The sequence below is a fragment of the Jiangella rhizosphaerae genome, from assembly GCF_003579925.1.
Taxonomy (GTDB): Bacteria; Actinomycetota; Actinomycetes; order Jiangellales; family Jiangellaceae; genus Jiangella; species Jiangella rhizosphaerae.
Genome location: NZ_QUAL01000039.1, coordinates 1 through 23,173 on the forward strand (window position 1 = coordinate 1; position 23,173 = coordinate 23,173).

Consider the following 23,173-nt stretch of genomic DNA (forward strand, 5'->3'; position numbering starts at 1 on the left):
TCGGCGAGGGCTTTGGTGGGGCGGTAGCGGGTGCGGCCGAGGTCGAGCAGGTGTCCGGTGCCGTCGGTGCGCAGCCAGGTCCACACGCCCTCGGCGGCGAGGACCTTGGCGGCGTGGGCGGGGATGGGCCCGTACCCCTCGAGCTCGCCGGGCTGGTCGCTGAGCCCGATCGCGGTGGCGAACGGCACGGTGATGTGCACGGCGATCGGTCGCCGCCGCGGCGGCGGGGTGCTGGTGCTGGATGGTGCCGGTGGTGGCTGGCCGGCAGCGGATGCTGCGCCGCCAGACCTAGCGTCCGCGGCCGGGTTGTCGGCGGAGCCGGCCGTTCCGGCGGACGCCCGGTGGGCGGAGTTGCCGGCAGAACCGGCCACTCCGGCCGGGTGGCCCAGCGGATCGGTGACGCCGGCGCCGCGACCGCCCGGGCGATCGACCGAGCCACCGGCAGGGCCAGCCGCCCCGGCGGACGCCCGGTAGGCGAAGTCGCCGGCAGAAGCTGTCGCGCGGCCGGCCGCGCCGCCGGTGGTCTGGTAGGCAGAATCGCTTGCAGAACCAGCCACTCCGGCCGCGTGGGCCAGCGGGGTGGTGGCGCCGTCGGCGCAGGCGGTGAGGGCCGCCCAGCCCAGGTCGGCCAGGGCGTCGGCGCGGCGCTGATCCTTCGTCCGCGCCGGCACCCCGGCGGCGGCGTCGGCACGTTTGGCGTCCGCGGCGGCCGCGTTCAGCGCGGTGTCCAGGGCGGCGGCGTCGGCGGCGGGCAGCCGCGCCTCCAGATGCGCCATCCCATNGGTGTCCAGGGCGGCGGCGTCGGCGGCGGGCAGCCGCGCCTCCAGATGCGCCATCCCATCCGACGCGGGGGTGATGGCGACATAGCGGCGCTCACGAGCGGCCTCGTACCGGTCCGCCGCCTCCACCGGGGCCAGCTCATGCAGCAGCTGATTGATCAGCTTGCGTAGCGCGACCGAGTCCAGGAACGGCGCCTTGGGCAGCACGGCCGCCTCCACCCGCCGGCGGACGTCGGGGTCTTGGCCGCCGAGCTCGTCGGTGATCACCCGGGCGCGGCGCAGATCGATCGTCCCGGCCGACAACGCGGCGTGGGTGTCGGGGAAGTCCTCCACCAGTTGCAGGGCGTGGCCGACCTGGTTCTCCGCCTGCTTGGTCGTCACCTGGCAGCGTCCGGCGAGCGTCATCGCGGTGTTCGTCACCGGGTTCACCGACCGGTACCCCGTCTCATCGGGGCGCATCTCCGCCCGGGAGGCCAACTGCGCGGCCGCGCCCGCCTCGAACCCGGCGACCCACGCGGCCAGCCGCGCGGACGCCGCCACCGCCTCCACCAGCTCGTCAGCCGTAGCGGCCGCCGGGTCGAACGCCGCCAGCCGGGCGGCCAGCTCCGGCCCGGCCGGCACCTGATCGATGTCGAAGACCGCGACAGCGGCCTCGCCGCCGGTGCACAACTGTTCCAACAGGGCCGGGTCGATGTCGGCGACGCTCGGGTCATCACACGGCGACGCCGCCATCCACTCCACGGGCGGAGCAACCTCCGGCGGCGGAGCAGTCAGCAGCGCTTCTTCGAACATGCAAATGATCTTAGACCGACCCACCGACAACGTCGGGACAGCAGGTCAGAGGGTCAGCTCAGCGCCGCCTCATCGACCCACAGCTCGGCATCGCGGCACTCGTGCACGAGCGTCGCCGGCCAGTCGGGGTCCCAGCCGGAGGCGGCGCGGATCCGCCGGACGCTGGCCGCCTTCGCCGCGCCGGTCGCGACCAGGCGGACCCGCCGGGACAGCCGGACGATCGTCGCCGGGCCGACGCTGACGCCCTGCCGGGGGACGGCGTCGAGCGTGCCCAGGTGGGGGAAGGTGGCGAGGTTGTCGCGCCGGGTGGTCTCGGCGAGGTCGATCACGCGGGTACGGTCGGCGAGACCGGAGCCGGGCGGGTTGAACGCGACGTGGCCGTCGGAGGCGCCGGAGGCCAGCAGGAACAGGTCGATCCCGCCGGCGGCCGCGATCCGGTCGTCGTAGGCGGCGGGGTCGGCCGGGTCGGGCATCCAGACCTCCGTGACGCCGGGCAGCGGCGCGACCGCCTCCGTCCAGGGACGGGCGATGTGCTCCCACCCGAACCGCTCGCAGCTGTGCTCCAGGTCGGTGCCGACGCGGCGGCCGGGGCCGGCCAGGTAGTCGTCCATCATGACGATGACCAGGCGGGACAGGTCGCGCGGCGCCGCCTCCAGCGCGTCGGCCACCGCACGGTACGTCGGCATGAGACTGCGTCCGCCGGGACAGCCGAGCAGGTACCGGCCGCCGGCGCCGTCCAGGTCGGCGAGGATCTCCGCCGCGAGGGCGCGGCCCAGCTCGTCGGCGTCGGCGAACACCCTGGTCGTCGTCATCGCACCACCTCCGGTGTGGCGTCGTGGAAGGTCCGCAGGATCGCGGCGTCGCGGCCGGCGACACCCAGCCGGTCCAGTCCCAGCAGCACGGCACCGGCGACCGGCGGCCCGGTGACGACGCTCGGCTCGAACTCGTCCCACAGCCGCTGGGGCAGCGCCGACAGCAGCCGCCCGGCGGGATCGGCGAACAGGCCGCCGCCGAGCACGAGCGTCCACGCGGCCGCCGAACCGACGGCGTCAGCGGCCGCACGGCGCGCCGCCCGGGCCGAGGCCGCGATCTCCTCGGCCAGGCCGCGGACGAGCGCGCCCGCGACGTCGTCGCCGGCACGCCACGCGTCGAGCACGGCCGGCGCGAGGCCGTCCAGATCGCGGCCGGTCAGCTCGCGCCGCAGCATCCGCTCGGCCAGGACCCCGATCGACGGCACGCCGAGCAGCGAGCGGACGACGTCGCGCAGGGCCGTCGCCGGACCCCGTCCGTCCTCCGCGCGGGCCGCCGCCCGTATGGCCTCGCGGGCGAGGTGGTCGCCGGCGCCGCTGAGGTCGCCGGTCTGCCAGCCCAGCCCGGGGAACTCCACCCGCGCCTCGCCGGCCCGGGCGACGCACTTGAGGCCGGCGCCGCAGACGACGGCCACCGACGGCGCCGACGGCGGCGCGCCCGCGCGCAGCAGCGCCCACGCGTCGTTCGCGACCTCGGCCACGACACCGCGGTCCGCGAGCGCCGTGCGTACGGCGTCGGCCTGGAAGGGCAGGTCGACGCCGGCGAGGTAGCAGCCGCCCACCGCGGCGCCCACGTCGAGGCCGGTCCGCTCGAGCAGCTCGGCGACGGTCGCGGCTGCCCGGTCCGGACTGGTGGCGCTGCCGGGCCCGCGGACCCAGGCGAGCAGCTCGCCGTCGCTCGTCACGACCGCGGCGTCGGTCTTCGAGTTCCCGCCGTCGACGCCCAGGACGAGCGTCACCGCAGCCACGGCAGGTGGTCGCGGTTCGCGGCGAGCAGCAGGTCGGTGAGCTCGTCGGCGACGGCGTACTGCCCGATCAACGGGTGGGCGAGCAGCGCCTTGAACACGCGGTCGCGTCCGCCGTGGACGGCGGCCTCCAGCGCCAGGTTCTCGTACGCCGTGACGTGTGCGATCAGGCCGGCGATCAGCGGCTCGACCGGGTCGACGGGCAGGGGAGCGACGGCGTCCGCCGTCACCGACGCGGGGACCTCGACGACCGCGTCGGCCGGCAGGAACGGCAGCGTCGACCCGTTGCGGACGTTCAGCACGTGCGGCCGCCCGTCGCCGGAGAGCAGCGAGATCATCAGGTCCAGGGCCGCGTCGGAGTAGTGGGCGCCGCCGCGCCGGGTGAGCAGCTCCGGCTTGGCCGCGACGGTGTCGTCGGCGTACTGGCGCAGCAGCTCCGCCTCGATCGCCATGACCTCCTGCGCGCGGACGCCGTGCTCCTGCTGCCGGGCGACGACCTCGTCGTGCGCGTAGTAGTAGTGCAGGTAGTACGACGGCACCGTGCCGAGCCGCCGCACCAGCTCGGCCGGGAGGCCGGTGGCCGGCGCGACCCGGTCGGCGTGCTCGGCCAGCAGCCGCGGCAGCACGTCCTCGCCGTCGAGCCACACCCGGCGCTCCCAGGTGAGGTGGTTGAGGCCGACGTGGTCCAGCGCGACCCGCGCGGGGTCGACGTCGAGGATCCTGGCGAAGTGGCGCTGGAACACCGCGGCGGCGCTGCACAGCCCGGCGACGCGGTCGTGCCCGGCCTGCAGCAGCGCCCGCGTGACGATGCCGACCGGGTTGGTGAAGTCGATGATCCAGGCGTCCGGGTTGGCCTTGCGGACCGCCTCGACGACGTCGAGCATCACGGGGACGGTGCGCAGCGCCTTCGCCAGGCCGCCGGCGCCGGTGGTCTCCTGCCCGAGGCAGTCGCAGCGCAGCGGGATCGTCTCGTCGCTCAGCCGCGCCTGCTGCCCGCCGACCCGCAGCTGCACCAGCACGATCCCGGCGCCGTCGGCGGCGGCCGCGAGGTCGGTGGACGTGGTCACCTCGGCCGGGTGGCCGCCGGCGCGCAGCATGCGGCGGCTCATCGCGGCGAGGGCGTCCAGGCGGTCCGGCGCGACGTCGTGCAGCGCCAGCTCGCCGACGTCGAGGACGTCGCGCAGCCGCACGAGTCCGTCCACGATCTCCGGGGTGTAGGTCGATCCGCCGCCGACGATGGTGAGTTTCATGCCGTCCCCTCGGTCTGCTCGCTGCCGTGTGGCAACGATCCCACACCGCGCGGGCGGGCCGGAAGACGGGGTAGGGAACGCCGCCTACCCGCGCAGGGCGACGCCGGATTCGCCGGTCTGGACGAGGAAGGTGAACGCCTCCTCGAAATACAGCTCGATGGTGTCGGCGTCGTGGGAGAGATAGCCGATGGAGAGGTCCTGGGCGAGGTGCAGCTCGTAGTCGCCGCCGCGCGCCGAGAGCAGCAGGCCGCCGTCGATGGCGGGCGCGAAGACGATCTCGCCATCGTGGAGGACGCGGGCGACGTGCTCGCGGATCGGGTAGCCGTGGTCGGTGGTCTCCTCGACCGCGGTGTACACGTCGGCGGAGAGCAGCAGGCTGTACGGCCCGCCGACACCGGCGAGCCGCAGCGTGGTGAGCGCCTGGGCGACCGCGTCGGGCACCTCGCGGACGTCGGACGGCAGTGCGACGGGCGCGTTGGTGGTGCCGGCGACGATGCCCTCGATGCCGGCCGCCGCGAAGCCGGCGACGATGGCGCGGTCCTCGGCGTAGGCGATCTTCTTCGCGGCGTCCTTCACCGGCTGCCAGTCCGCGTCCTTCGCGCCGCGCTCGACGTCGTCGACGGCCTGGCGGTCGACGGTGAACGGGACGCGCAGCTCGACCACCGGCCGCACCTCGCGGCTGCGCGCCAGTACGCCGTCGCCGGGCCCGTCGAGCGTGCGCAGGTGCCCGGTGCCGACCCCGTGCAGGACGTCGTCGCCGGGGCCGACGACGTCGACGACGCGGCGGGCGGCGACGTACTGGACGAACGTGCGGCGCGCCTCGGCCTCGATGTCGGCCCAGGCGGCGGCCGAGATGGGCGCGAGTTCCCGGTGGAGGTTGTTCATCACGCGTGGCTCCTCTTGAGACTGCCGACGTTCAGGCTGCCGTCGGTCGCGGGCGTCTGGGCGGGCGTCTGGGTGGGCGGATCGGCGATGCCGTCGAGGAACTCCACGGTGGGCACGTAGAACAGCCCGCCGGTGACGGCGACGGAGAAGTCGAGGATGCGGTCGTAGTTGCCGGGCGGCCGGCCGACGAACATGTTGACCAGCATCTGCTCGATGACGTCGGGGTGGGCGGCGTAGCCGATGAAGTAGGTGCCGAACTCGCCGGCGCCCGGCCGCCCGAAGGGCATGTTGTCGCGCAGGATCTCCAGCTCCTCGCCGTCGTCGTCGGTGATCGTGGTCAGCGCGACGTGCGAGTTGCTGGGCTGCTCGGCGTCGGACAGTTCGACGTCGGACAGCTTGCGGCGGCCGATGACCCGCTCCTGCTCCTCGACGGACAGCGCGTTCCAGGCGTCCATGTCGTGCAGGTACTTCTGCACGATGACGTAGCTGCCGCCCTCGAACCCCGGCTCGTCGGAGAGGACGGCCGCGGCCGCGCCGGCGCCGGTCGGGTTCTCGGTCCCGTCGACGAAGCCCAGCAGGTCGCGCTGATCGAAGTAGCGGAACCCCTGCACCTCGTCGACGACGGTGACCGCGCCGGCCAGCCGCCCGGCGATCAGCGCCGCCAGCTCGAAGCACAGGTCCATGCGCCGCGCCCGGAGGTGGAACATCAGATCGCCCGGGGTGCCGACGGCGGTGTGCCTGCGGCCGGCGACCTCCCGGAACGGGTGCAGCCCGGACGGCGGGTCGCCGAGGTCCAGCCGCCGCCACAGGTCGGCGCCGATGCCGGCGACGCAGACCAGGCCGTCCTCGAGCGCGCGGAAGCCGACCGCGCGGGTGAGTCCGGACAGGTCGGCCAGCAGGTCGCGGGCGACCTCTTCGCCGCCGTCGTCGACCGTGACGACGAGGAAGATCGCGGCCTCGGTCAGCGGCTCGAGCACGGGCTGCGGCGTCACGGCGTCGGTCACCGTCGCATTATCGCCCGGCCGGCCCGCCGCCCGCAGGAAGCCCGGACGCACGCGGCGCAATCCATTCGGCGCTGTGTCACGTATCACCGCGCGCGAACACTCATCGTCCACTGAGGGAGATGTCATGTCCGCTACACCCGTCCCGCTCGTCCGGAAGCTCCGGATCGCCCTCGTGCTGCCGCTCCTCCTCGTCGCCACCCTGGCGACGACGGCGGCGGCGCAGGCCGAGCGGAACCGCCCCCTTCCCGTCTCAGAGCTCCAGGTCGGCAGCGAGGTCGTCGCGACGACCGGGCTCCGGCTCTCGGCCATCGGCACGCCCGACGACGGCAGCGGCCGGCTGTTCGTCGTCGACAAGGCCGGCCGGATCCTGGTCTTCCACCCCGAGACCGGCGTCCTCGACCCGCAGCCGCTGCTCGACCTCACCAGCAGGGTCAGCACCGCCGGCAACGAGCGCGGCCTGCTCGGTGTGGCGCCGTCGCCGGACTTCGAGCGGACCCACACGCTGTTCGTCTCGTACACGGCACTCGGCACCGGCGTCGAGAACGGCGCGCTGACCGTCTCGCGGTTCGTCCTCGACAGCGCCGACCAGGCCGTCGTCGACCCGAGCACCGAGGAGCGGGTGCTCCGGCAGCAGCACAACCTCAACTCCAACCACAACGGCGGCGACCTGACGTTCGGCCCCGACGGCTACCTGTACTGGAGCACCGGCGACGGCGGCAGCGCCGACGACCCGCTGTACGGCGCCCAGAACCTCAGCACGCTGCTGGGCAAGATCGTCCGCATCGACGTCATGCGCGAGTGCGACGGCCGGCTCTACTGCATCCCGAAGGACAACCCGTTCGCGCGCAGCTCGATCGCCCGGCCGGAGATCTGGGCGTGGGGCCTGCGCAACCCGTGGCGGTTCTCCATCGACGCGGGTGACGAGTCGATCTGGATCGGCGACGTCGGCCAGAACCGCTGGGAGGAGATCAACCACGTCTCGATCGACGACGACGACCAGCCGCGCGACGGCTGGAACTTCGGGTGGTCCTGCCGTGAGGGCGCGGACATCCACCGCGTCCCCGAGTCCGCCGGCGAGGCGCCCGACCCGTTCATCGACATCCGCTGCAACCCGCGCGCCGAGTACACCGACCCCGTCTTCTCCTACGGCCTGTCGGGCAACGACCGGTGCGCGGTGATGGGCGGTGTGGTGTACCGCGGCGAGGAGTTCGAGGACATCGCCGACGGCACGTACGTCGCGGCCGACTACTGCACCGGCCAGGCTTTCGCCATCCAGGAGCAGCGCCGCGGCCGGCACGCCGCGAACGACGCCGTCGGCATGCTGCCGCCGCGGATCACGTCGTTCGGCGTGGACGACGACGGCGAGGTCTACTTCGTCACCGACGCCGTGGCCGGCGGCACCGGCCAGATCCACCGCCTCACCTTCGCCGAGGCGACGGCGCCCTGACGCCGTGACGGGTGAGGGGCCGCGTCACCGGTCCCTCACCCGTCGCCGTGCGTCCAGCCGGGCCCGGCGCCGCCGCCGAGCGTCAGGTGTCCGGCCGACGCCGGTGCGGCGCGGTGGTGGCGCGGCGTGACGCCCCGCACGCGTTTGAAGGCGACGCTGAGCGCGAACGCGTTGGCATAGCCGACCCGCCGCGCGATGGTGTCGACCGTGGCGTCGGTCTGGCGCAACAGATCCGCGGCCAGCGTGAGCCGCCAGCCGGTGACGTAGGTCATCGGCGGGACGCCGACCAGGCCGGCGAAGCGCCGGGCGAACGCCGCCCGCGAGGCGCCCGTCCGGGCGGCGAGCTCGGCGATCGACCAGGGATGCGCGGGGTCGCCGTGGACCAGTCGCAGCGCCGGGCCGACGACGGGGTCGCCGAGGGCGCGATACCAGCCCGGCGCCGCGGCCTCCGGGCGGGCGAACCAGGCGCGCAGGGTCGCGATCAGCGCGAGGTCGAGCAGGCGGTCGAGCACGACCTGCTGTCCGGGCTCGTCGCGCTCGAGCTCCGCGGCCAGCAGGCCGAGGACGGGTGCGACGGCCGGGTCGCGGGGGACGTGCACGACGGCGGGTAGCGCGGTGAGCAGGCGCGCCCCGATGTCGCCGCCGACCTGGTAGGTGCCGCTGGCGACGACGGCGGCGCCCTCGGGATCGGGCTCACCGGGCCGCCGGCCCAGCGCGTCGGCGGAGAGGTCGGCGCCGTCCACGGTGCGCAGCCGGCCGCCGGCGAGAACCTCGATCGACGGCGCGGTGTGCGGGTCGTCGCCGACGGTGTACGGGCGCGGGCCGCGGATGACGGCGACCTCTCCAGGCCGGATCAGCACCGGCTCGGCGTCGTCGGGGACGATCCAGGCGTGCCCGCGCAGCACCGTGGCCAGCGCGAGCGCGGCACCGTCGGCGATGCGTAGCGCCCACGGCGGTTCCAGCACCGCCCGGCAGAACTCCGCCGAGCGGGCGCGGACACCGTCGAGCACGTCGGCGAGGGCATCCATGACGGCAGCCTAGACGATGAGACATGCAATCGCCGACGTCAGATATGGATCGTCTCTCCTCACGCCACTCTACTGGAGGCATCGGATTCCGACAGAGAGGAGAAACCGATGTACGCCATCACCGGGATCACCGGCCACGTCGGCGGATCGGCCGCGCGCGAACTGCTCGCGGCGGGGGAGCAGGTCCGGGCCGTGGTCCGCGACCGCGGCGCCTTCGTCATGCTGCCGACCGTCCCGACCGGCACCGACGACGACCACCGGCGGCTCGCGGACTCGATCGCGGCGGCGGTCGCCGGCAGCGGTGTCCTGCACGTCGTCATGCTGTCGTCGGTCGGCGCCGACCTCGCGGAGGGCACCGGGCCGGTCCGCTGGCTCCACCACCTCGAGAACGGCCTGCGCGCCACCGGGGTGGTGGTGACGGCGATCCGGTCGCCGCACTTCCAGGAGAAGGCCGAGGCGGTGCTCGGCGCCGTCGTCGAGCAGGGCGTCTATCCGGTCTTCGCGTCGTCCGCCGACGTCCCGATCGAGATGGTCGCCACCCGCGACGTCGGCGCCGCCGTCGCCGCCGCGCTCAGGCACCCGCCGCTGGCCTCCGTGGTCGTCGGCCTGGACGCGCCCCGCTACACCGAGCGGCAGGTCGCTGCGGCGCTGGGCAGGGTGCTGGACCGGCCGCTGGAGGTGGTGACTCTCCCGCGGCCGGCCTGGCCGGACGTCCTGCGCGACGCGGGGGTGCCGCCCGCGCTGGCCGCCGAGCTGATCGAGCTCTACGACGCCGAGGAGCGCGGCCTGCTGCGGCAGCGTGGCGACCGGCGCCAGCCCTGTGCGACCCCGGTCGAGGAGACGCTGCGGGAGCTGGTGGCCGAGGTCGTCGCCACGTCGTAGGACCGTAGAGTGGCGGGGGCGTCTCGTGTGAGGGAATCGGTGTGAGTTCTGCGTTTCGGTGGTTCCGGGTCGCCGCGGTGGCCGAGGGCATCTCCTGGGCCGGCCTGCTGGCGGGGATGTTCTTCAAGTACGTCGTCGTCGAGAACGAGATCGGGGTGCAGATCTTCGGCCCGATCCACGGCGGCATCTTCCTCGTCTACCTCGTCACGGTGCTCGCCGCCTGGCGAGCCGAGCGCTGGAGCTTCACGACGACGATGCTCGGCCTCGCCTCGGCGATCCCGCCGTTCATGACCGTCTGGTTCGAGCGTCGCGTCACCCGCGAGCGCGAGCCCGCGCCGGTGCCGCAGTAGGTGGCCCGGCCGCCGCTGATGTCGTGAGCACGGCTGTCATGCGCGCGTTCGTGCTGACCGGTCCCGGGGAGGGATCGGTGCAGGAGGTGCCGCCGCCGGTCGCGGCGCCGGGCGAGGTCGTCGCTGGTCGAGCCCGGCGGCCGGGTCGTCTACATCGGGCTGTCGGCCACGCCGAGCACCCTCGACACCCGCGCGGTGGTCCTCGCCGACCCCCGGCTGCCGTGACCCCGGCCGTCAGCGGGTCTTGATGACTCTGGCCGGCACGCCGGCCACGACGCTGAACGGCGGGACGTCGCGGGTGACGACGGCACCCGCGGCGAGCACGCTGCCGGAGCCGACGGTCACGCCGGCGACGATGGTGACCCGCCCGGCGATCCAGACGTCGTCCCCGACGGTGATCGGCGCCGCCTCGAGGCCCTGCGCGTGGATGGGCCGGTCGCGGCCGGCGAAGACGTGGTTGGCGCCGATCAGCATCGCGTGCGGCGCCACCCGGACGCCGCTCCCGAGCGTGACCCGTCCGCCCGGGTAGCCGACGATGACGGCGTACGCCTGCGCCGAGCAGTCGTCGCCGAAGGTGACGTCGCCCTGGACGACGGCGCCGGGCGCGATGAGGCAGCGCTCGCCGAGGACGATCCGGCCGTCGCGGGGATGGATCCGCGCCTCCGGGTGCAGCAGGCACGACGCCGGCGCGGTGACGCCGTCGTGGCGGCGCGCCCTGGCGAGCCCGGCGCGGGCGACCAGCCGGCTCGCCGGCGTGGTGCGCGAGGGCTGGCTCGCGCCCCGGTCCAGCCACGACCACACGCTCATCGTGGCGTCGCCACCTCGACGAGCACCGCGTCGGCGCCGGGCAGCGCGTTGGCCAGCACGCGGTCGCCGGACGGGTGGAAGACCGGGTGGTGGTCGGTGCTCAGCGGCGTGCGCCCGCCGGGGTGCGTCGCGCCGCGGAACTTCGGCAGCTCCGTCCGTGCGACCTCCGCTCCGGTCGATCGGGACAGGAACACGACGGCGCCGCCGGTCGGCGTGGCCTCGTCGGTGACCAGCAGGTCGGGGTCGGCCGGGCTCGCCGACGGGTGCCCGCCGCTGTCGTGGTCGCTGAGCTTCCGGTACTCCGTACCGTCGTGACGGACCTCGGCAAGGCACATGCGGTCCGGCCGGTCCGGATCGGGCCCGTACCCGATCAACCGGTCGCCGTCCGGCTGCCACGACCAGTGCACGCCGGGCACGCCGAAGCTGAGGTCGACGGCCGGCCGGACATCGCTCAGGTCGGCCCGCGCCGTCATGACGTAGCCGACCTTCGGCTCGCCGCGGCTGTACGTCGCGAGATGGTTGCCGAAGTAGAACAGCAGCCGCGAGCAGTCCGGACTCCACCGCACGCAGTACGTCATCAGCGACAGCCCGCCGTCCTGGTCGCGGTCGGCGGCCAGCAGGCGCTCGCGCTCCGGGTGCTCGTCCAGAACCTGCTGGACGGTCAGCACGAGGTCGCTGCGCCCGGCGTCGAAGTCGTGCGCGAACAGCCCGTGCTGGTCGCGCTTCCGGAACGGGACGGGCGACGCGTCGGCGCGGTAGACGCCGTCGCCCGCCCCGGCCGCGTGCAGCATGCCGAGCAGCGCCGACAGCAGCGGGGCGTCCCCGGGCGGCGCGCCCTCGAGGTCGCCGTCGAGGACGGCCTCGGCGCCGGTGGCCAGCTCGCGCCGCACCACCTGCGGCCGTTGCAGCGTGCCGCGCGTGTAGTAGACGAAGCGCGCGTCCGGCGACCACGTCTGCCACCGGCCGGTGTGCCAGAACGACGCCTCGACCGGCCCGTCGCCGAACCGGTCGAGCACGTCGCCGTCCGCGGACAGGACGAGCACCTCGCCCGTGCCCCGCGACGGGTCGCCGCCGGCGGTGAGAACGCGGCCGCTGCCGTCCGGCGCGTACGGCACGACGGTGTAGTAGGCGTGCACCAGCCACCGGCCGGGCACGGACAGCGTTCTCACCACCAGCGAATCCTCTCAGCTGTTGACGGCGTCGACGGACAGGTCGGACACCAGCGCGAACTCCTCGATCGACGACTCGGCCGGCTGGTCCTCGACCCACGGGAGATCCAGCCGCAGCCGCCTGATGACGTCCTGTGGCTCCAGCCGGGTGTGCGTCAGGTCGAGGTAGTAGGTCGCGGGCCCGCTGGCCGGCGCCAGGTTGAAGGTCAGCTTCTTCTCCTCGTTGAAGGTCCCGTCGTCGACGGTGGTGAAGAAGACGTTCATCCGGCCGGCGGCCGCGCCGTTGGCGACGGTGATCCGGAGATAGCGGTAGTCGCCGGCGTCGAGACCGAGGTTGTCCGGCGTCCTGATCTTCGCCCCGGTGCTGTCGACGTTCGTGACGACGAGGGCGCCGTTCTGCACGCCGGCCGCGCTCGTGTCGTCGACGACGACGCCGCCGAGGCCGGCCTCGAAGTCCCAGCTCCGGCCGACCGTGGGCGCCTCGGTCTGGCTGAGCGTGATCGAGTCGACGTCGATGGTGCCCGCGGCGGCGGTCTCGTCGGGCAGGTCCAACCGAAGCCGGGTGATGGTGCCGGCCCAGGAGGCCGTGTCCGTCACGGGTATGACGATCTCCTGCGGCGAGGTCATGGACGCCGGGACGGTGAAGGGGATGCGCTGGGTGGTGTTCCAGGTCGGGTCCGCGGCGGTGGTGAAGTAGAGCCGGCCCTGTGTCGCGGTGCCCGGGTTACGCAAGGTGATCTTGACGGCCGCCACGGTCGGCGCCGCGATGTTCAGGCCGGCGGGACTGTGCATGTACGAGTCCGCGCAGCTCGGCGTGTACTGCAGCCGCCCGCCGGTGGCGCCGAGCGTGACGCAGTTGACGGCCGTCCACCCCTGCGTTCCGGCCGCGAAGCCCCAGCCGGTGGGCGTCAGTCCGGGAGATCCGAGCGCACGCGGCCCCAGGACGTCCTCGTACTCGATCGGCAGGCCGGAGTTGTTGATGACGGCGGGGGTGCGGAAGTCGCCGGTCACGTCGCTGATCGTGACGCCGGTGGTGCCGCCGTTGACGATGACGCCGGCCCGCACCGCCGCCATCGTGGGGTCGATCACCGTGAGATCACGGACGGTGACACGGTGCGGCTGGTTCGTGAGGGTGCCGAGCTGGATCGGGTGGATGCTGCTCCCCACCGCCGGCCTGACGACGTTCGTGCCGGTGATGGCGATGTCGCGGCCGTGCTCGGCGCGGACCGCCGGGACGGTGATGTCCGTGAACCGGTTGTTGGTGATGGTGAACCCGGTGGCCGACGAGTCGCTGGCGCCGGCGATGGCGTCGCCGCCGATGACGATGGCGCCCCGGTAGTCCTGCCGGATGAAGTCGTTGTCGTCGACGATGAGGTTGGCGTTGATCGGGCCCTCGCCGCCCTTGGTGGCCACGGTGTGCACCAGCAGCCCGGCGGGGGTGTCGATGAACTCGTTGCGCCTGACCAGCACGTTGCGGCCGTGCGGGCGGATGCCGTGGCCGCGGAGGTTGCCGAACTCGTTGTACGTGATCTCCGCCTCGGCGAACGTGGCGTTCGGGTTGAGGATCAGGTCGCCGTCTGACATGCCGGCGATGTTGCTGGTGAAGGTGACGGTGCCGCAGGCGAGGGAAGCCTCGAGGTGACACGTGTCCGACGTCGCCGACACTTCCTTGACGGTGGTCGTGCCGAGGAGCATCCGCGTGTCGAGGTCGTAGATCTCGACCGGGTCGCCCTTGCGGAACACGGAGTCGTGGCCCTCGATCTTGATGGCGGTGTTGACCACGTTGACCTTGTTCTGGACGCCGGGGATCACGCCGACGCCGCCGCGGGAGACCATGGTGAAGTTGATCGCGTCGTCACCGCTGCCCCTGAACACCGAGTGGTCGACGATCAGCTTGCCCTTGTTGTAGGTGGTCAGGTGCACGGCGTCGCGGGTGGAGCTGAGCAGCCGGCCCGGCCCCGGATAGGTCTCGTAGTTCCGCAGCGTCAGGTTCTCCATGCCCGACGACCACAGCCCCATGAAGTTCGACGCCAGGTTCGTCACCCGCTCGATGACGACGTCCTTGTTGCGGCGCAGACTGAGGGTGATGCCGTCGGCGACCGCGGTGATCAGCGCGATGCGCTGGCCCTCGAAGAACGTCGAGCTGGCGATGCTCTCGTAGTACAGCCGGTAGACGCCGTTCCCGAGCGACGTGCGCCACTGGGCCACGTCGTCGTCCGGTTCGAAGAACCGCACCGTGAGCTGGCCCTGGTTGTCCAGCGGGAATCCGAGCACGCCGGAGCTGTTGAACATCGTCGATGTGGGGATGGGATAGCCGGCGTCGACGGTCACGTCGATGTATCCCAGCGCGGCGTTGGACGCGTCGGCGACGGTGAGCTGGGTCCACGGCAGATACTCGTTCGGCCGGTCCAGCCGCAGGTCCTGCAGGGTGATGTCCTCGCTGTCGCGGATGTCGAACGCGTTCAGCCGGTCGCCGAGGGTGAGCAGCTCCGTGCCGCCGGCGTTCTGGCCGGCGCCGCGGATGGTGATCCGGTCCGCGTCGTACAGCTTGAGCGGCGCGTCGAGCCGGAACGTCTCAGCGGGGAACGTGACGGTGGCGGTCCGGTTCGGGTCGGCGGCGGTGTAGGTCTTGGCGGCCGTGAGCACATCCTGGATCGTGCCGGCGGTGGCGCCGGGGGCGATGGGGAAGTCCTGGGTGTCCGCATGCGCGGGCAGGACGGCGGCCGGGCCGGCGAGGGTGGCCGCGGCCAGGGTCAGAGCGGCGAGTACTCGGGCGAGCGGGCGGGGAGATCTCATGCTGACTCCTCACATCTCGGTGCGGACTCCGGTCAGATCGAGCTCCGCGTGCCGCAGGCAGGCCACGTCGTGGCCGGCGGCGACGGTGTCCAGCACGGGCGGGCGGCCCGGCTGGTCGCACAGGCCGGCGACGGCGTGCGGGCACCGCGTGTGGAACCAGCAGCCGGCCGGCGGGTTGACGGGGTCGGGGAGGTCGTCGGAGAGCCGGGTCCGGCGCGTCCGCCGGCCGGGCTCGGGAACCGGCACCGCGGAGAGCAGCGCCTCGGTGTACGGGTGCTTCGGCGCGGTGAAGAGCGTCGCGGTGTCGGCCAGCTCGACGATCTTGCCCAGGTACATGACGGCGACCCGGTCGCACAGCGCCTCGACCACCGACAGGTCGTGGGAGATGAACACGTAGGTGAGCTGGAACTCGTCCTGCAGCTCGCGCAGCAGGTTGAGGATCTGCGCGCGGACGGACACGTCGAGGGCGGAGACCGCCTCGTCGGCGACGACCAGCCGGGGGCCCAGGATGAGCGCGCGGGCGATGTTCACCCGCTGCCGTTGCCCGCCGGAGAACGCGTGCGGGTAGCGGTCCAGGTAGTCCGGTGACAGGCCGACCTTGCGCAGCATCTCGGCGACCCGGTCGGTGAGCTCGGACCCGCGGGCGATGCCGTGGGTGACGAGCGGGTCGCCGATGATCTGGCGCAGCGTCATGCGCGGGTTGAGGGAGGAGAACGGGTCCTGGAAGACGGTGCGCACGTCGCGCTGGTAGCGGCGCAGCGCCCCGCCGGTCAGCCGGGTCACGTCGACGGGATCGCCGTCGCCCGCCCGGTACTGGATCTGGCCGCTGGTCGGCGTCTCGGCCCGGACGATGCACCGGCCGAGCGTGGTCTTGCCGCAGCCGGACTCGCCGACCAGGCCCAGCGTCTCGCCCGGCCGGACGGCGAGCGAGACGCCGTCGACGGCGTGCACCTGACCGGTGGTGCGGCCGAACAGGCCGTGCCGGATGGGGAAGTGCATGCGCAGGTCGCGCACCTCCAGCAGCGGCGGCCGGTCGCCGGTCACGGCCGCCGCCACGGGCTCGGCGACCGGCTCCGGCTCTACGACCGTCAGCGGGAGCGTCCGGCCGTCCGGGCGGAGCGCGTCGTCGTACAGCACACACGCCACCTCGTGCCCGTCGCCGCCGTCCAGCGCCGCGGGGTCGACGGTGTCGCAGACGCCGGCGATCGCGTGGTCGCAGCGGGGGTGGAACGCGCAGCCGGACGGACGGCGCGCGCCGTGCGGCACCTGCCCGCGGACGGTGGGCAGCACCCGCTGCCGGCCCGAGCCCAGCCGCGGCACCGACCGCAGCAGCCGGTGCGTGTACGGGTGCCGCGGGTCGGTGAAGATCTGCTCGGTGCTGCCGTGCTCGACGACTCGGCCGAGGTACATGACGGCGACCTCGTCGGCGATCTCGGCGACGACTCCGAGGTCGTGCGTGATGAACAGCACCGACATGCCGGTGTCGGCCTGCAGCTCGGCGATGAGGTCGAGGATGCGGGCCTGGATGGTGACGTCGAGCGCCGTCGTCGGCTCGTCGGCGATGAGCAGGTCGGGCGAGCAGGACAGCGCCATCGCGATCATGACACGCTGGCACATGCCGCCGGAGAGCTGGAAGGAGTACTCGTCGACGCGCTGCTCCGGCCGCGGGATGTGCACGCGCTTGAGCAGCGCGATCGCCTCGTCGCGGGCCTCGGCCTTGGTCAGCCCGCGGTGCAGCCGGAGCATCTCGCCGAGCTGGTCGCCGACGGTGTACATGGGGGAGAGCGCGGCCAGCGGCTCCTGGAAGATCATCGAGATCTGCTGGCCGCGGATCCGCCGGAACCGCGGGTCGGTGCGGCCGTAGGCGGCGAGGTCGACGCGCTCGCCGCCGCCCGGCGGCTGCCACCAGATGTGCCCGCCGCTGACGTGGCCGGGCGGGTCGACCAGCCCGAGGATCGACCGCGCGGTCACGCTCTTGCCGCAGCCGGACTCGCCGACGAGGCACACCGTCGAGCCCGGCGGGATCCGCAGGTCGACGCCGTCGACGGCGCGCACCAGGCCGTCGCGGGTGGCGAACTCCGTGCGCAGGCCGGACAGCTCCAGCAGCGGCGGCACCGCGGGGCCGGCGGCGGTGAGCGTCGACCCGGTGAACTCCATGTCGGTCACGTGCGCCTCACCGGTACGGGTCGGCGGCGTCGCGCAGGCCGTCACCGACGAAGTTGAAGGACAGCACCGCCAGCACGACGGCGACACCGGGCAGCAGCAGCCACGGCGCGTCGGCCATCGCCCGGAAGTTCTGTGCCTGCTCGAGCAGGACGCCCCAGCTGACGACCGGCGACTGCAGGCCCAGGCCGAGGAAGGACAGCGAGGTCTCGGCCAGGATCATCGCCGGGATCGACAGCGTGAGCGACGCGACCAGGTGGCTGGTGAAGCTGGGCAGCATGTGCCGGAAGATCACCCGCCGCCGGGTGGAGCCGTCGAGCCGGGCCGCCGTGACGAACTGCTCGGTCCGCAGCGAGAGGAACCGGCCGCGGACGACCCGGGCGAGGTCGGTCCAGGCGATGATGGCGAGGATGACGGTGATGGCGAAGTAGCGCTGCAGCGGTCCCCAGTCGCGGGGGAGCGCGGCGGCCAGGCCCAGCCACAGCGGCAGGGTGGGCAGCGACATGAAGAACTCGACCACCCGCTGGATCAGGCCGTCGGTCTTGCCGCCGACGTACCCGGAGATGCCGCCCAGCACGACGCCCAGCACGAACGCCAGCAGCACGCCGACCAGGCCGATGGTCATCGAGACCCGGGTGCCGTGGATGATCAGCGACAGCAGGTCGCGGCCGCGGTGGTCCGCGCCGAGCAGGTACACCGGCTGGTCGGGGTCCTTCGGGCCGAACAGGTGGATGTTCGTGTCGACCAGCCCGAACAGGGAGTACGACTCGCCGCGGACGAAGAAGCCCAGCTCGATCCGGGTACCGGGGTCGACGGTGTGGGTGAGCTCCAGCGTGTCCGGGTCCTGCTCCAGCGTGTAGCCGTTGACGTAGGGGCCCCAGTTCCAGTCGTCGCCGGACGTGTCGACCAGCTTCGGCAGCTGCGGCGGTGCGTAGATGTAGTCCTCGTCGAACCAGCTGGTCGAGTGCGGCGCGAGGAACGAGGCCAGCAGCGCCACGAGGTAGAAGCCGCCCAGCACGACCAGGCCGGCCATGGCCAGCTTGTGGCCGCGGAAGCGCCACCACACCAGCCGCCACTGCGACGCGCGGTCGCGGTCGGCCGGGGCCGGTGCCTGCTCCGGGGTCGGGTCCGGGGTCTGGTCCTCGGGCAGCAACGTCGTCGTCATGGTCTGCGCTCCTCTACCGGATCCCGAGCCGGACCCGCGGGTCCATGCGCGCGAGCAGGATGTCCGACAGCAGGGTGCCGACGACGGTCAGGACGCTGACCAGCAGGATGATCGCCCCGGCCAGGTACATGTCCTGGCTGCGCAGCGCCCGCAGCAGCAGCGGTCCGGTGGTGGGCAGCGACAGCACCTGCGACACGACGATCTCGCCTGACACCAGTAGCGGCAGCACCCAGCCGATGGTCGACAGGAACGGGCTGACGGCGACCCGCAGCGGGTACTTGAACAGGATCCGGGTCTCGCTCAGCCCGCGGGACCGGGCCGCGACGACGTACGGCTTGTGCAGCTCGTCGAGCAGGTTCGCCCGCAGGATGCGGATCAGGCCGGCCGTCCCCGCGGTGCCCAGCACGATGACCGGGATCCACAGGTGCCCGAGCAGGTCGGCGAACCGGGCCAGGCTCCAGGGCGCCTCCTCGTACTCCGCCGAGAACAGCCCGCCGACGTCGGCGTCGAACACCGTCAGCGCGATGTACATGAGGCCGAGCGCCAGCAGGAAGTTCGGGATGGCCAGGCCGAGGAAGCCCACGGTCGTCGCCACATAGTCGCCCCACGAGTACTGCCGGACCGCCGAGTACAGCCCGATCGGGAACGCGACGATCCAGGTGAACAGGACGGTCGACAGCGTCAGCACGATGGTCAGCGGCAGCCGGCTGGACAGCAGGTCGGCGACCGGCTGGTTCCATTGGAAGGACTGGCCGAAGTCGCCGTGCAGCACGATGTTGGAGATCCACGTCCAGTACTGCACGACGATCGGCTGGTCCAGCCCGTACCGCTCCCTGATCGCCTCCAGCTGTGCGGTGTCGACGGTCTGGCCGCTGTCCTCGAGCTGGGACACCAGGGTGGTGGCGTAGTCGCCCGGTGGCAGCTGGATGATCGCGAACGACACGAGCGAGATCGCGAACAGCGTCGGCACCATGAGGCCGAGCCGCCGCGCGACGAACCCCAGCATGGCGAGCGCTCACCTCCTCCCTGGATCCCGGCCCGCTCAGGCCTGGATGAAGTACTGCTCGGGGTTGGTCAGCCCGGTCGACTTCGCCCGGAAGCTGTCCGTCACAGCGGCCGGCACGTTGTGGAAGGAGTTCTTCACGATGCCGTAGCCGGGGCCGGCGGCCACCGTCCCGATGTGGAAGAACTGCTCCGCGGCCAGCCGCAGAATCTCCTTCATGAGCTGTTCCTGCTGGTCCGCCGCCGGCGTCTGCTGCAGCTGACGATAGAGCTCGTACTGCTGCTGCACCTCGGCCGGGGGCGCCTCGCCCTCCGCGCCGCCGGTGGTGAACCACTTCGCCCACAGCTGCGCGTAGTCGGCCCGGTTGCTGACGGGCAGGTACCAGTGCGGGTTGACGATCACGTCGGTGCCGCCGCCGGCCGGCCACACCATCGCGTCGTGCTGGTTGGCCATCCGGCGCTCGTCGAGCAGCGTCCGCTCGATCCCCTCCGGCCGCATGTCGATGCCGACCTCGGCCCAGTAGCCGGCGATCAGGTCGAGGACGTCGGCCTCGTTGGTGACGTTGGCGTGCGAGACGAGGAACCGGATCGGCTGGCCGTCCGGGCCCAGCCGCAGGCCGGAGCCGTCGCGCTGGCTGAAGCCGGCGGCGTCGAGGTGCTGGTTGGCGAGGTCGACGTCGTACTCGGTGTACTGCGTCGCCATCGCCTCGTCGTAGAACGGCGACTCCTCGCGCGGCGCCACCTGCGACGGCGTGCCCTGCCGCTGGAAGACGGTGTCGATCAGCTGCTGCCGGTCGATCGCGTGCGAGAGCCCGATGCGGAAGTCCTTGTTGGCGAAGACCTCCCGCAGCACCGGGTTCTGGTGGGTGAGGTTGAGCATGATCGACATCCGGTTGGCCTGCGACGGGGTGAGCTCGAAGAAGTCGAAGTCACCGTCCTCGCGCGCGTCGGCCAGCAGCGGCTTGTTCGTGGGCGTGTTGAAGTTGCGGAAGTGCATGTCGAAGTCGCCCTGCAGCGCGCCGGCGAGCATGACCTCGTTGTCCTCGATGACCTGGAAGCTCACGCCGTCGAGGTAGGGCAGCTGGCTGCCGTCGGGGTCGACCTTCCAGTAGTACGGGTTGCGCTCCAGCTCGACCCGGGTGCCTTGGCCGACCGCCGTCATGGTCTTCCACGGGTAGATGACCGGAATGTCGGCGTTCATCGTGGCGTCGACCTTCAGCGCGAACATGCTGACCCAGCTGTCCTGGCCCTCTGCGGCCACCAGCGCGTCGACGTCGGGGTTGTGCGCGGCGTGGAACTGCTGCAGGTAGTGCTTGGGGACGATCAGCGTGACCGCCTCGGCCAGGGCCGGCAGGAACAGCCCGTTCGGCTCGGCGAACACGAACGTGACCGTGAGCGGGTCGTCGACGCGCAGCGTGGCGGGCTCGCCGCCGCTCATGTAGGGGTTCTTGTCGATGGCCATCTTCGCCGGCAGCTCGGCGTTCAGGATGATGTCCTGGTAGCCGAAGACGAGGTCGTCGGCGGTGAACGGCTCGCCGTCGGACCACTTCATACCCTCGCGCAGGTGGAACGTGTACTCCGTCCCGTCCGCGTTGACCTCGTAGGACGACGCGACGTTGACGATGATCTCCTCGTCGCCCGGCGCGCCGGTCCAGTTCGGCACCCACCGGACCAGGCCCTCGTACATCGTCGCGAGCGCGATGCCCGCCTGGTCGCCGGGGCCGTTGAACGCGGACTGCCAGATGCCGCCGTACTGCCCGATGCGGTCGTTCGGCTCGACGACCAGCGGCTCGACCGGCAGCCGTTCCTCGACCGGCGGCAGCTGACCCTGCTCGACGAGCTCGGCCAGCTGCGGCGCCTCCTTGCCCTTGGCCGACCCGGCCGGGGTCTCGCCCGACCCGCTGCTCGAGCCGCCGGAACCGGAGCAGGCGGCGAGGACGAGCGAGCCGGCCACGGCACCGGCGCCGGCGAGGAACATGCGGCGGCCGAGGACCGGTGGCCGGCGCGGAGTGGTGGGGCGGTTCATCGTTGAGCCTCCTGAGGTGACGGAAGAAGCGAAGCGAGCGGTGCCGGGGCGGGACGGCTCAGCCGTAACGGCCGGGACGCAGTTCGACGGCGGTGACGCCGTGCCGGTGCGCCTCGGCGAGCGCGAGCAGCAGCGGCCCGAAGCTGTGCGGCTCGTCGCGATGGGGGAGCTGCGTCATGTACGACTGCAGGGTGCCCTTCCGGGGACCCGTCCCCGGGCACAGACAGCCCGGGCAGCTGAACTCGGTCGAGAAGTCCGGGTTGACGCAGATCGAGGTCAGCGCGCCGATGCCGCGGCGGAACGCCGGGCCGAAGTCGCCCGCGTCGAGCACTCCGGTGCGCAGCCCGACGCCGATGCCGTAGAGGATCAGCGCGGAGCCCGACGTCTCCTCGTAAGCCAGCGGGTGCGGGATCTCCTGGCGCCACAGCCCGCGGTGCGACTGGTGCGGCAGCAGTGCGTAGGAGAGCGCGGCGAAGCGCCGCTCCACGTCCTCGCGGTGCTGCGAGCTGGCCGGCAGGCCGTCGACCAGTTCGGCCAGCGCGAGGTAGCCCCAGCCGTTGCCGCGGCTCCAGTGGTCCTGCGAGAACCGGTCCGGCGCGACGAAGTTCCGGCACTGGTGCAGCAGCCCGCAGCTGTGGTCGATGAGCGCGTCGTGCAGGCCGACGGCCTGGTGGACCGCCTCGTCGAGGTAGCGCTCGTCCTCCAGCGCCAGGCCGGCGTAGAGCAGGTACGGCGCGGTGGCCATGGCGGCGTCGATCCAGATCTTCTCCGCCGCGGGTTCGGCCGGCAGGACGACCAGGCCGGCGTGGTCGCGCGGCGCGGTCATCATCTCCTCGGCGTACTCGCGGACCAGGTCGGCGCGGTCGGCCATCCGGCCCTGGGCGAGCAGGTACGCCTGCGGGATCCCCCCGATGCGGTAGCTCGGGAAGTTGTAGTGCGGGTGGTCGACCCCGTCGGGGAAGCGGCGCAAGATCTTCTCCGTCCGGGCCCACAGGTCCTCGTCGCCGGCCGCGGCGGCGGTGCGGGCGAGGCCGTAGATCGCCAGCAGCCCGTAGTAGTGCTTGACCTCGGCGACGCTCTCGTAGTGGTCGTAGAGTCCGACGGCGGCGGTGAGCGGTCGCATGGTCGTCATCGGCCGAACGCCTCGAGCTCGATGCTGCTGATCTGCACCCGGGCGGGCGTGCGGAGCACGTACTCGACCGCGTCGACGACGTCGTCGGCCGCCATGAGCGCGGACCGGTCGACCGGGCGGTCGCCCCAGAACGGCGTGTCGACGCCGCCGGGCGCGAGGGTGGTGACCCGGATGCCGCGCTCGCGGACCTGCAGGCCGAACGCCCGGGTGAACATGTCCAGGGCCGCCTTCGCGGTGCAGTACAGCGGGGCCGTCGCGTTGGGCCGGCGCCCGGCGAGCGAGCTCACGTTGACGACCTGCGCGCCGGACTGCGGCTTCATCAGCGGCAGGACGTGCTTGCTGCTGAGGAACGCCGAGGTGACGTTGGAGTGCCAGACGGCGAGGTAGTCCTCGACGTCGGTGTCGGCGACCTCGCCGGGGATCGACCGCCCGGCGAGGTTGACCAGCGCGTCGACGTGTCCCGTGCGGCGGCCGACCTCCTCGTAGAGCCGGGCGACCTGCGCCTCGTCGGCGAGGTCGGCCGGGACCGCCGTGACACGGTCGCCGCCGTCGCCGGCCCGGGCGCCGTCCAGCTCGGTGGCCAGCGCGGCCAGCCGGTCGGCGTCGCGTGAGGTGAGCACCAGGCGCGCGCCGGCGTCGTGCAGGCGGCGCGCCAGCGCGGAGCCGATGCCGCCGGCGGCGCCGGTGACGACGACGACGCGATCGGTGAGGTCAGCCATGCC

The 23,173-nt window shown here is 72.8% G+C and carries 18 protein-coding genes and 1 pseudogene; 3 read left to right on the forward strand and 16 right to left on the reverse strand.

All coding sequences use genetic code 11. The features are described from left to right. Positions 1-782 precede the first annotated feature (782 nt). From DY240_RS33995 to DY240_RS04565, 6 genes and pseudogenes are all read right to left on the reverse strand, one after another. Positions 783-1,571: pseudogene (locus DY240_RS33995) on the reverse strand (DUF222 domain-containing protein); the annotation flags it as partial. Positions 1,572-1,624: 53 nt separating this feature from the next. Beyond that, positions 1,625-2,383 carry a 6-phosphogluconolactonase gene (locus DY240_RS04545; RefSeq protein WP_119658772.1) on the reverse strand — a complete coding sequence of 253 codons (759 nt, stop codon included), beginning with the start codon at positions 2,381-2,383 and terminating at the stop codon, positions 1,625-1,627. Then, a complete protein-coding gene (locus tag DY240_RS04550) occupies positions 2,380-3,339 on the reverse strand; it encodes a BadF/BadG/BcrA/BcrD ATPase family protein (RefSeq protein WP_158602739.1) in 960 nt (319 codons plus the stop codon). The genes DY240_RS04545 and DY240_RS04550 overlap by 4 nt, the downstream gene beginning before the upstream one ends. After that, positions 3,336-4,595 carry a 6-phospho-beta-glucosidase gene (locus DY240_RS04555; RefSeq protein ID WP_119658774.1) on the reverse strand — a complete coding sequence of 420 codons (1,260 nt, stop codon included), beginning with the start codon at positions 4,593-4,595 and terminating at the stop codon, positions 3,336-3,338. Before DY240_RS04555 ends, DY240_RS04550 begins: the two co-directional genes overlap by 4 nt. Before the next feature lie 84 nt (positions 4,596-4,679). Next, entirely contained in the window at positions 4,680-5,480 is an 801-nt protein-coding gene (locus DY240_RS04560) for a family 1 encapsulin nanocompartment shell protein (RefSeq protein WP_119658775.1), read from the reverse strand. Continuing rightward, a complete protein-coding gene (locus DY240_RS04565; protein WP_233552610.1) occupies positions 5,480-6,484 on the reverse strand; it encodes a Dyp-type peroxidase in 1,005 nt (334 codons plus the stop codon). The genes DY240_RS04560 and DY240_RS04565 overlap by 1 nt, the downstream gene beginning before the upstream one ends. Before the next feature lie 124 nt (positions 6,485-6,608). On the opposite strand from DY240_RS04565, the gene DY240_RS04570 reads away from it, so the two are divergent. After that, on the forward strand, positions 6,609-7,931 hold the full coding sequence (locus DY240_RS04570; protein WP_119658777.1) for a PQQ-dependent sugar dehydrogenase: 1,323 nt from the start codon (positions 6,609-6,611) through the stop codon (positions 7,929-7,931). A gap of 35 nt (positions 7,932-7,966) precedes the next feature. Here the strand turns inward: DY240_RS04570 and DY240_RS04575 are convergent, their stop codons facing one another. Next, the gene (locus tag DY240_RS04575; protein ID WP_119658778.1) at positions 7,967-8,959 is read right to left on the reverse strand and encodes an AraC family transcriptional regulator; all 993 of its coding nucleotides are present in this window, start codon (positions 8,957-8,959) and stop codon (positions 7,967-7,969) included. A gap of 108 nt (positions 8,960-9,067) precedes the next feature. Here DY240_RS04575 and DY240_RS04580 point away from each other — a divergent pair, with 108 nt between their 5' ends. Together DY240_RS04580 and DY240_RS04585 are read left to right on the forward strand one after the other, a co-directional pair. After that, the gene (locus DY240_RS04580) at positions 9,068-9,841 is read left to right on the forward strand and encodes a Rossmann-fold NAD(P)-binding domain-containing protein (RefSeq protein WP_119658779.1); all 774 of its coding nucleotides are present in this window, start codon (positions 9,068-9,070) and stop codon (positions 9,839-9,841) included. A 41-nt stretch (positions 9,842-9,882) separates the two neighbouring features. Next, positions 9,883-10,191: a DUF3817 domain-containing protein gene (locus tag DY240_RS04585; RefSeq protein WP_119658780.1), complete on the forward strand. Its 309-nt coding sequence runs from the start codon at positions 9,883-9,885 to the stop codon at positions 10,189-10,191. Positions 10,192-10,425: 234 nt separating this feature from the next. On the opposite strand, the gene DY240_RS04595 is transcribed toward DY240_RS04585, so the two are convergent. The 9 genes from DY240_RS04595 to DY240_RS04635 are packed head-to-tail and all read right to left on the reverse strand — an operon-like array spanning position 10,426 to position 23,170. Next, positions 10,426-10,998, reverse strand: a complete 573-nt coding sequence (locus tag DY240_RS04595; RefSeq protein ID WP_119658782.1) for an acyltransferase — start codon at positions 10,996-10,998, stop codon at positions 10,426-10,428. Beyond that, on the reverse strand, positions 10,995-12,170 hold the full coding sequence (locus tag DY240_RS04600) for a hypothetical protein (RefSeq protein WP_199700815.1): 1,176 nt from the start codon (positions 12,168-12,170) through the stop codon (positions 10,995-10,997). The genes DY240_RS04595 and DY240_RS04600 overlap by 4 nt, the downstream gene beginning before the upstream one ends. A 12-nt stretch (positions 12,171-12,182) precedes the next feature. Continuing rightward, positions 12,183-14,963, reverse strand: a complete 2,781-nt coding sequence (locus DY240_RS04605; RefSeq protein WP_119658784.1) for a right-handed parallel beta-helix repeat-containing protein — start codon at positions 14,961-14,963, stop codon at positions 12,183-12,185. Positions 14,964-14,972: 9 nt separating this feature from the next. After that, entirely contained in the window at positions 14,973-17,120 is a 2,148-nt protein-coding gene (locus DY240_RS04610) for an ABC transporter ATP-binding protein (RefSeq protein ID WP_119658802.1), read from the reverse strand. Between the two features lie 16 nt (positions 17,121-17,136). Further along, a complete protein-coding gene (locus DY240_RS04615) occupies positions 17,137-18,291 on the reverse strand; it encodes an ABC transporter permease (RefSeq protein ID WP_119658785.1) in 1,155 nt (384 codons plus the stop codon). A 13-nt stretch (positions 18,292-18,304) separates the two neighbouring features. After that, complete coding sequence (locus tag DY240_RS04620; RefSeq protein ID WP_119658786.1) at positions 18,305-19,297, reverse strand: ABC transporter permease; 993 nt, start codon at positions 19,295-19,297, stop codon at positions 18,305-18,307. 36 nt (positions 19,298-19,333) lie between these two features. Then, complete coding sequence (locus DY240_RS04625) at positions 19,334-21,319, reverse strand: ABC transporter substrate-binding protein (RefSeq protein WP_119658787.1); 1,986 nt, start codon at positions 21,317-21,319, stop codon at positions 19,334-19,336. A gap of 58 nt (positions 21,320-21,377) precedes the next feature. Then, a complete protein-coding gene (locus DY240_RS04630) occupies positions 21,378-22,451 on the reverse strand; it encodes a glycoside hydrolase family 88 protein (protein WP_119658788.1) in 1,074 nt (357 codons plus the stop codon). Beyond that, positions 22,448-23,170: an SDR family oxidoreductase gene (locus DY240_RS04635; protein ID WP_119658789.1), complete on the reverse strand. Its 723-nt coding sequence runs from the start codon at positions 23,168-23,170 to the stop codon at positions 22,448-22,450. Before DY240_RS04635 ends, DY240_RS04630 begins: the two co-directional genes overlap by 4 nt. Between the last annotated feature and the right edge of the window lie 3 nt (positions 23,171-23,173).

Bases quoted from the DNA above. Each gene is read 5' to 3' on its own strand.
- DY240_RS04545 (WP_119658772.1), bottom strand. From the start codon at position 2,383: ATGACGACGACCAGGGTGTTCGCCGACGCCGACGAGCTGGGCCGCGCC.
- DY240_RS04555 (WP_119658774.1), bottom strand. From the start codon at position 4,595: ATGAAACTCACCATCGTCGGCGGCGGATCGACCTACACCCCGGAGATC.
- DY240_RS04560 (WP_119658775.1), bottom strand. From the start codon at position 5,480: ATGAACAACCTCCACCGGGAACTCGCGCCCATCTCGGCCGCCGCCTGG.
- DY240_RS04570 (WP_119658777.1), top strand. From the start codon at position 6,609: ATGTCCGCTACACCCGTCCCGCTCGTCCGGAAGCTCCGGATCGCCCTC.
- DY240_RS04575 (WP_119658778.1), bottom strand. From the start codon at position 8,959: ATGGATGCCCTCGCCGACGTGCTCGACGGTGTCCGCGCCCGCTCGGCG.
- DY240_RS04580 (WP_119658779.1), top strand. From the start codon at position 9,068: ATGTACGCCATCACCGGGATCACCGGCCACGTCGGCGGATCGGCCGCG.
- DY240_RS04595 (WP_119658782.1), bottom strand. From the start codon at position 10,998: ATGAGCGTGTGGTCGTGGCTGGACCGGGGCGCGAGCCAGCCCTCGCGC.
- DY240_RS04605 (WP_119658784.1), bottom strand. From the start codon at position 14,963: ATGAGATCTCCCCGCCCGCTCGCCCGAGTACTCGCCGCTCTGACCCTG.
- DY240_RS04610 (WP_119658802.1), bottom strand. From the start codon at position 17,120: ATGGAGTTCACCGGGTCGACGCTCACCGCCGCCGGCCCCGCGGTGCCG.
- DY240_RS04615 (WP_119658785.1), bottom strand. From the start codon at position 18,291: ATGACGACGACGTTGCTGCCCGAGGACCAGACCCCGGACCCGACCCCG.
- DY240_RS04620 (WP_119658786.1), bottom strand. From the start codon at position 19,297: ATGCTGGGGTTCGTCGCGCGGCGGCTCGGCCTCATGGTGCCGACGCTG.
- DY240_RS04625 (WP_119658787.1), bottom strand. From the start codon at position 21,319: ATGAACCGCCCCACCACTCCGCGCCGGCCACCGGTCCTCGGCCGCCGC.
- DY240_RS04630 (WP_119658788.1), bottom strand. From the start codon at position 22,451: ATGACGACCATGCGACCGCTCACCGCCGCCGTCGGACTCTACGACCAC.
- DY240_RS04635 (WP_119658789.1), bottom strand. From the start codon at position 23,170: ATGGCTGACCTCACCGATCGCGTCGTCGTCGTCACCGGCGCCGCCGGC.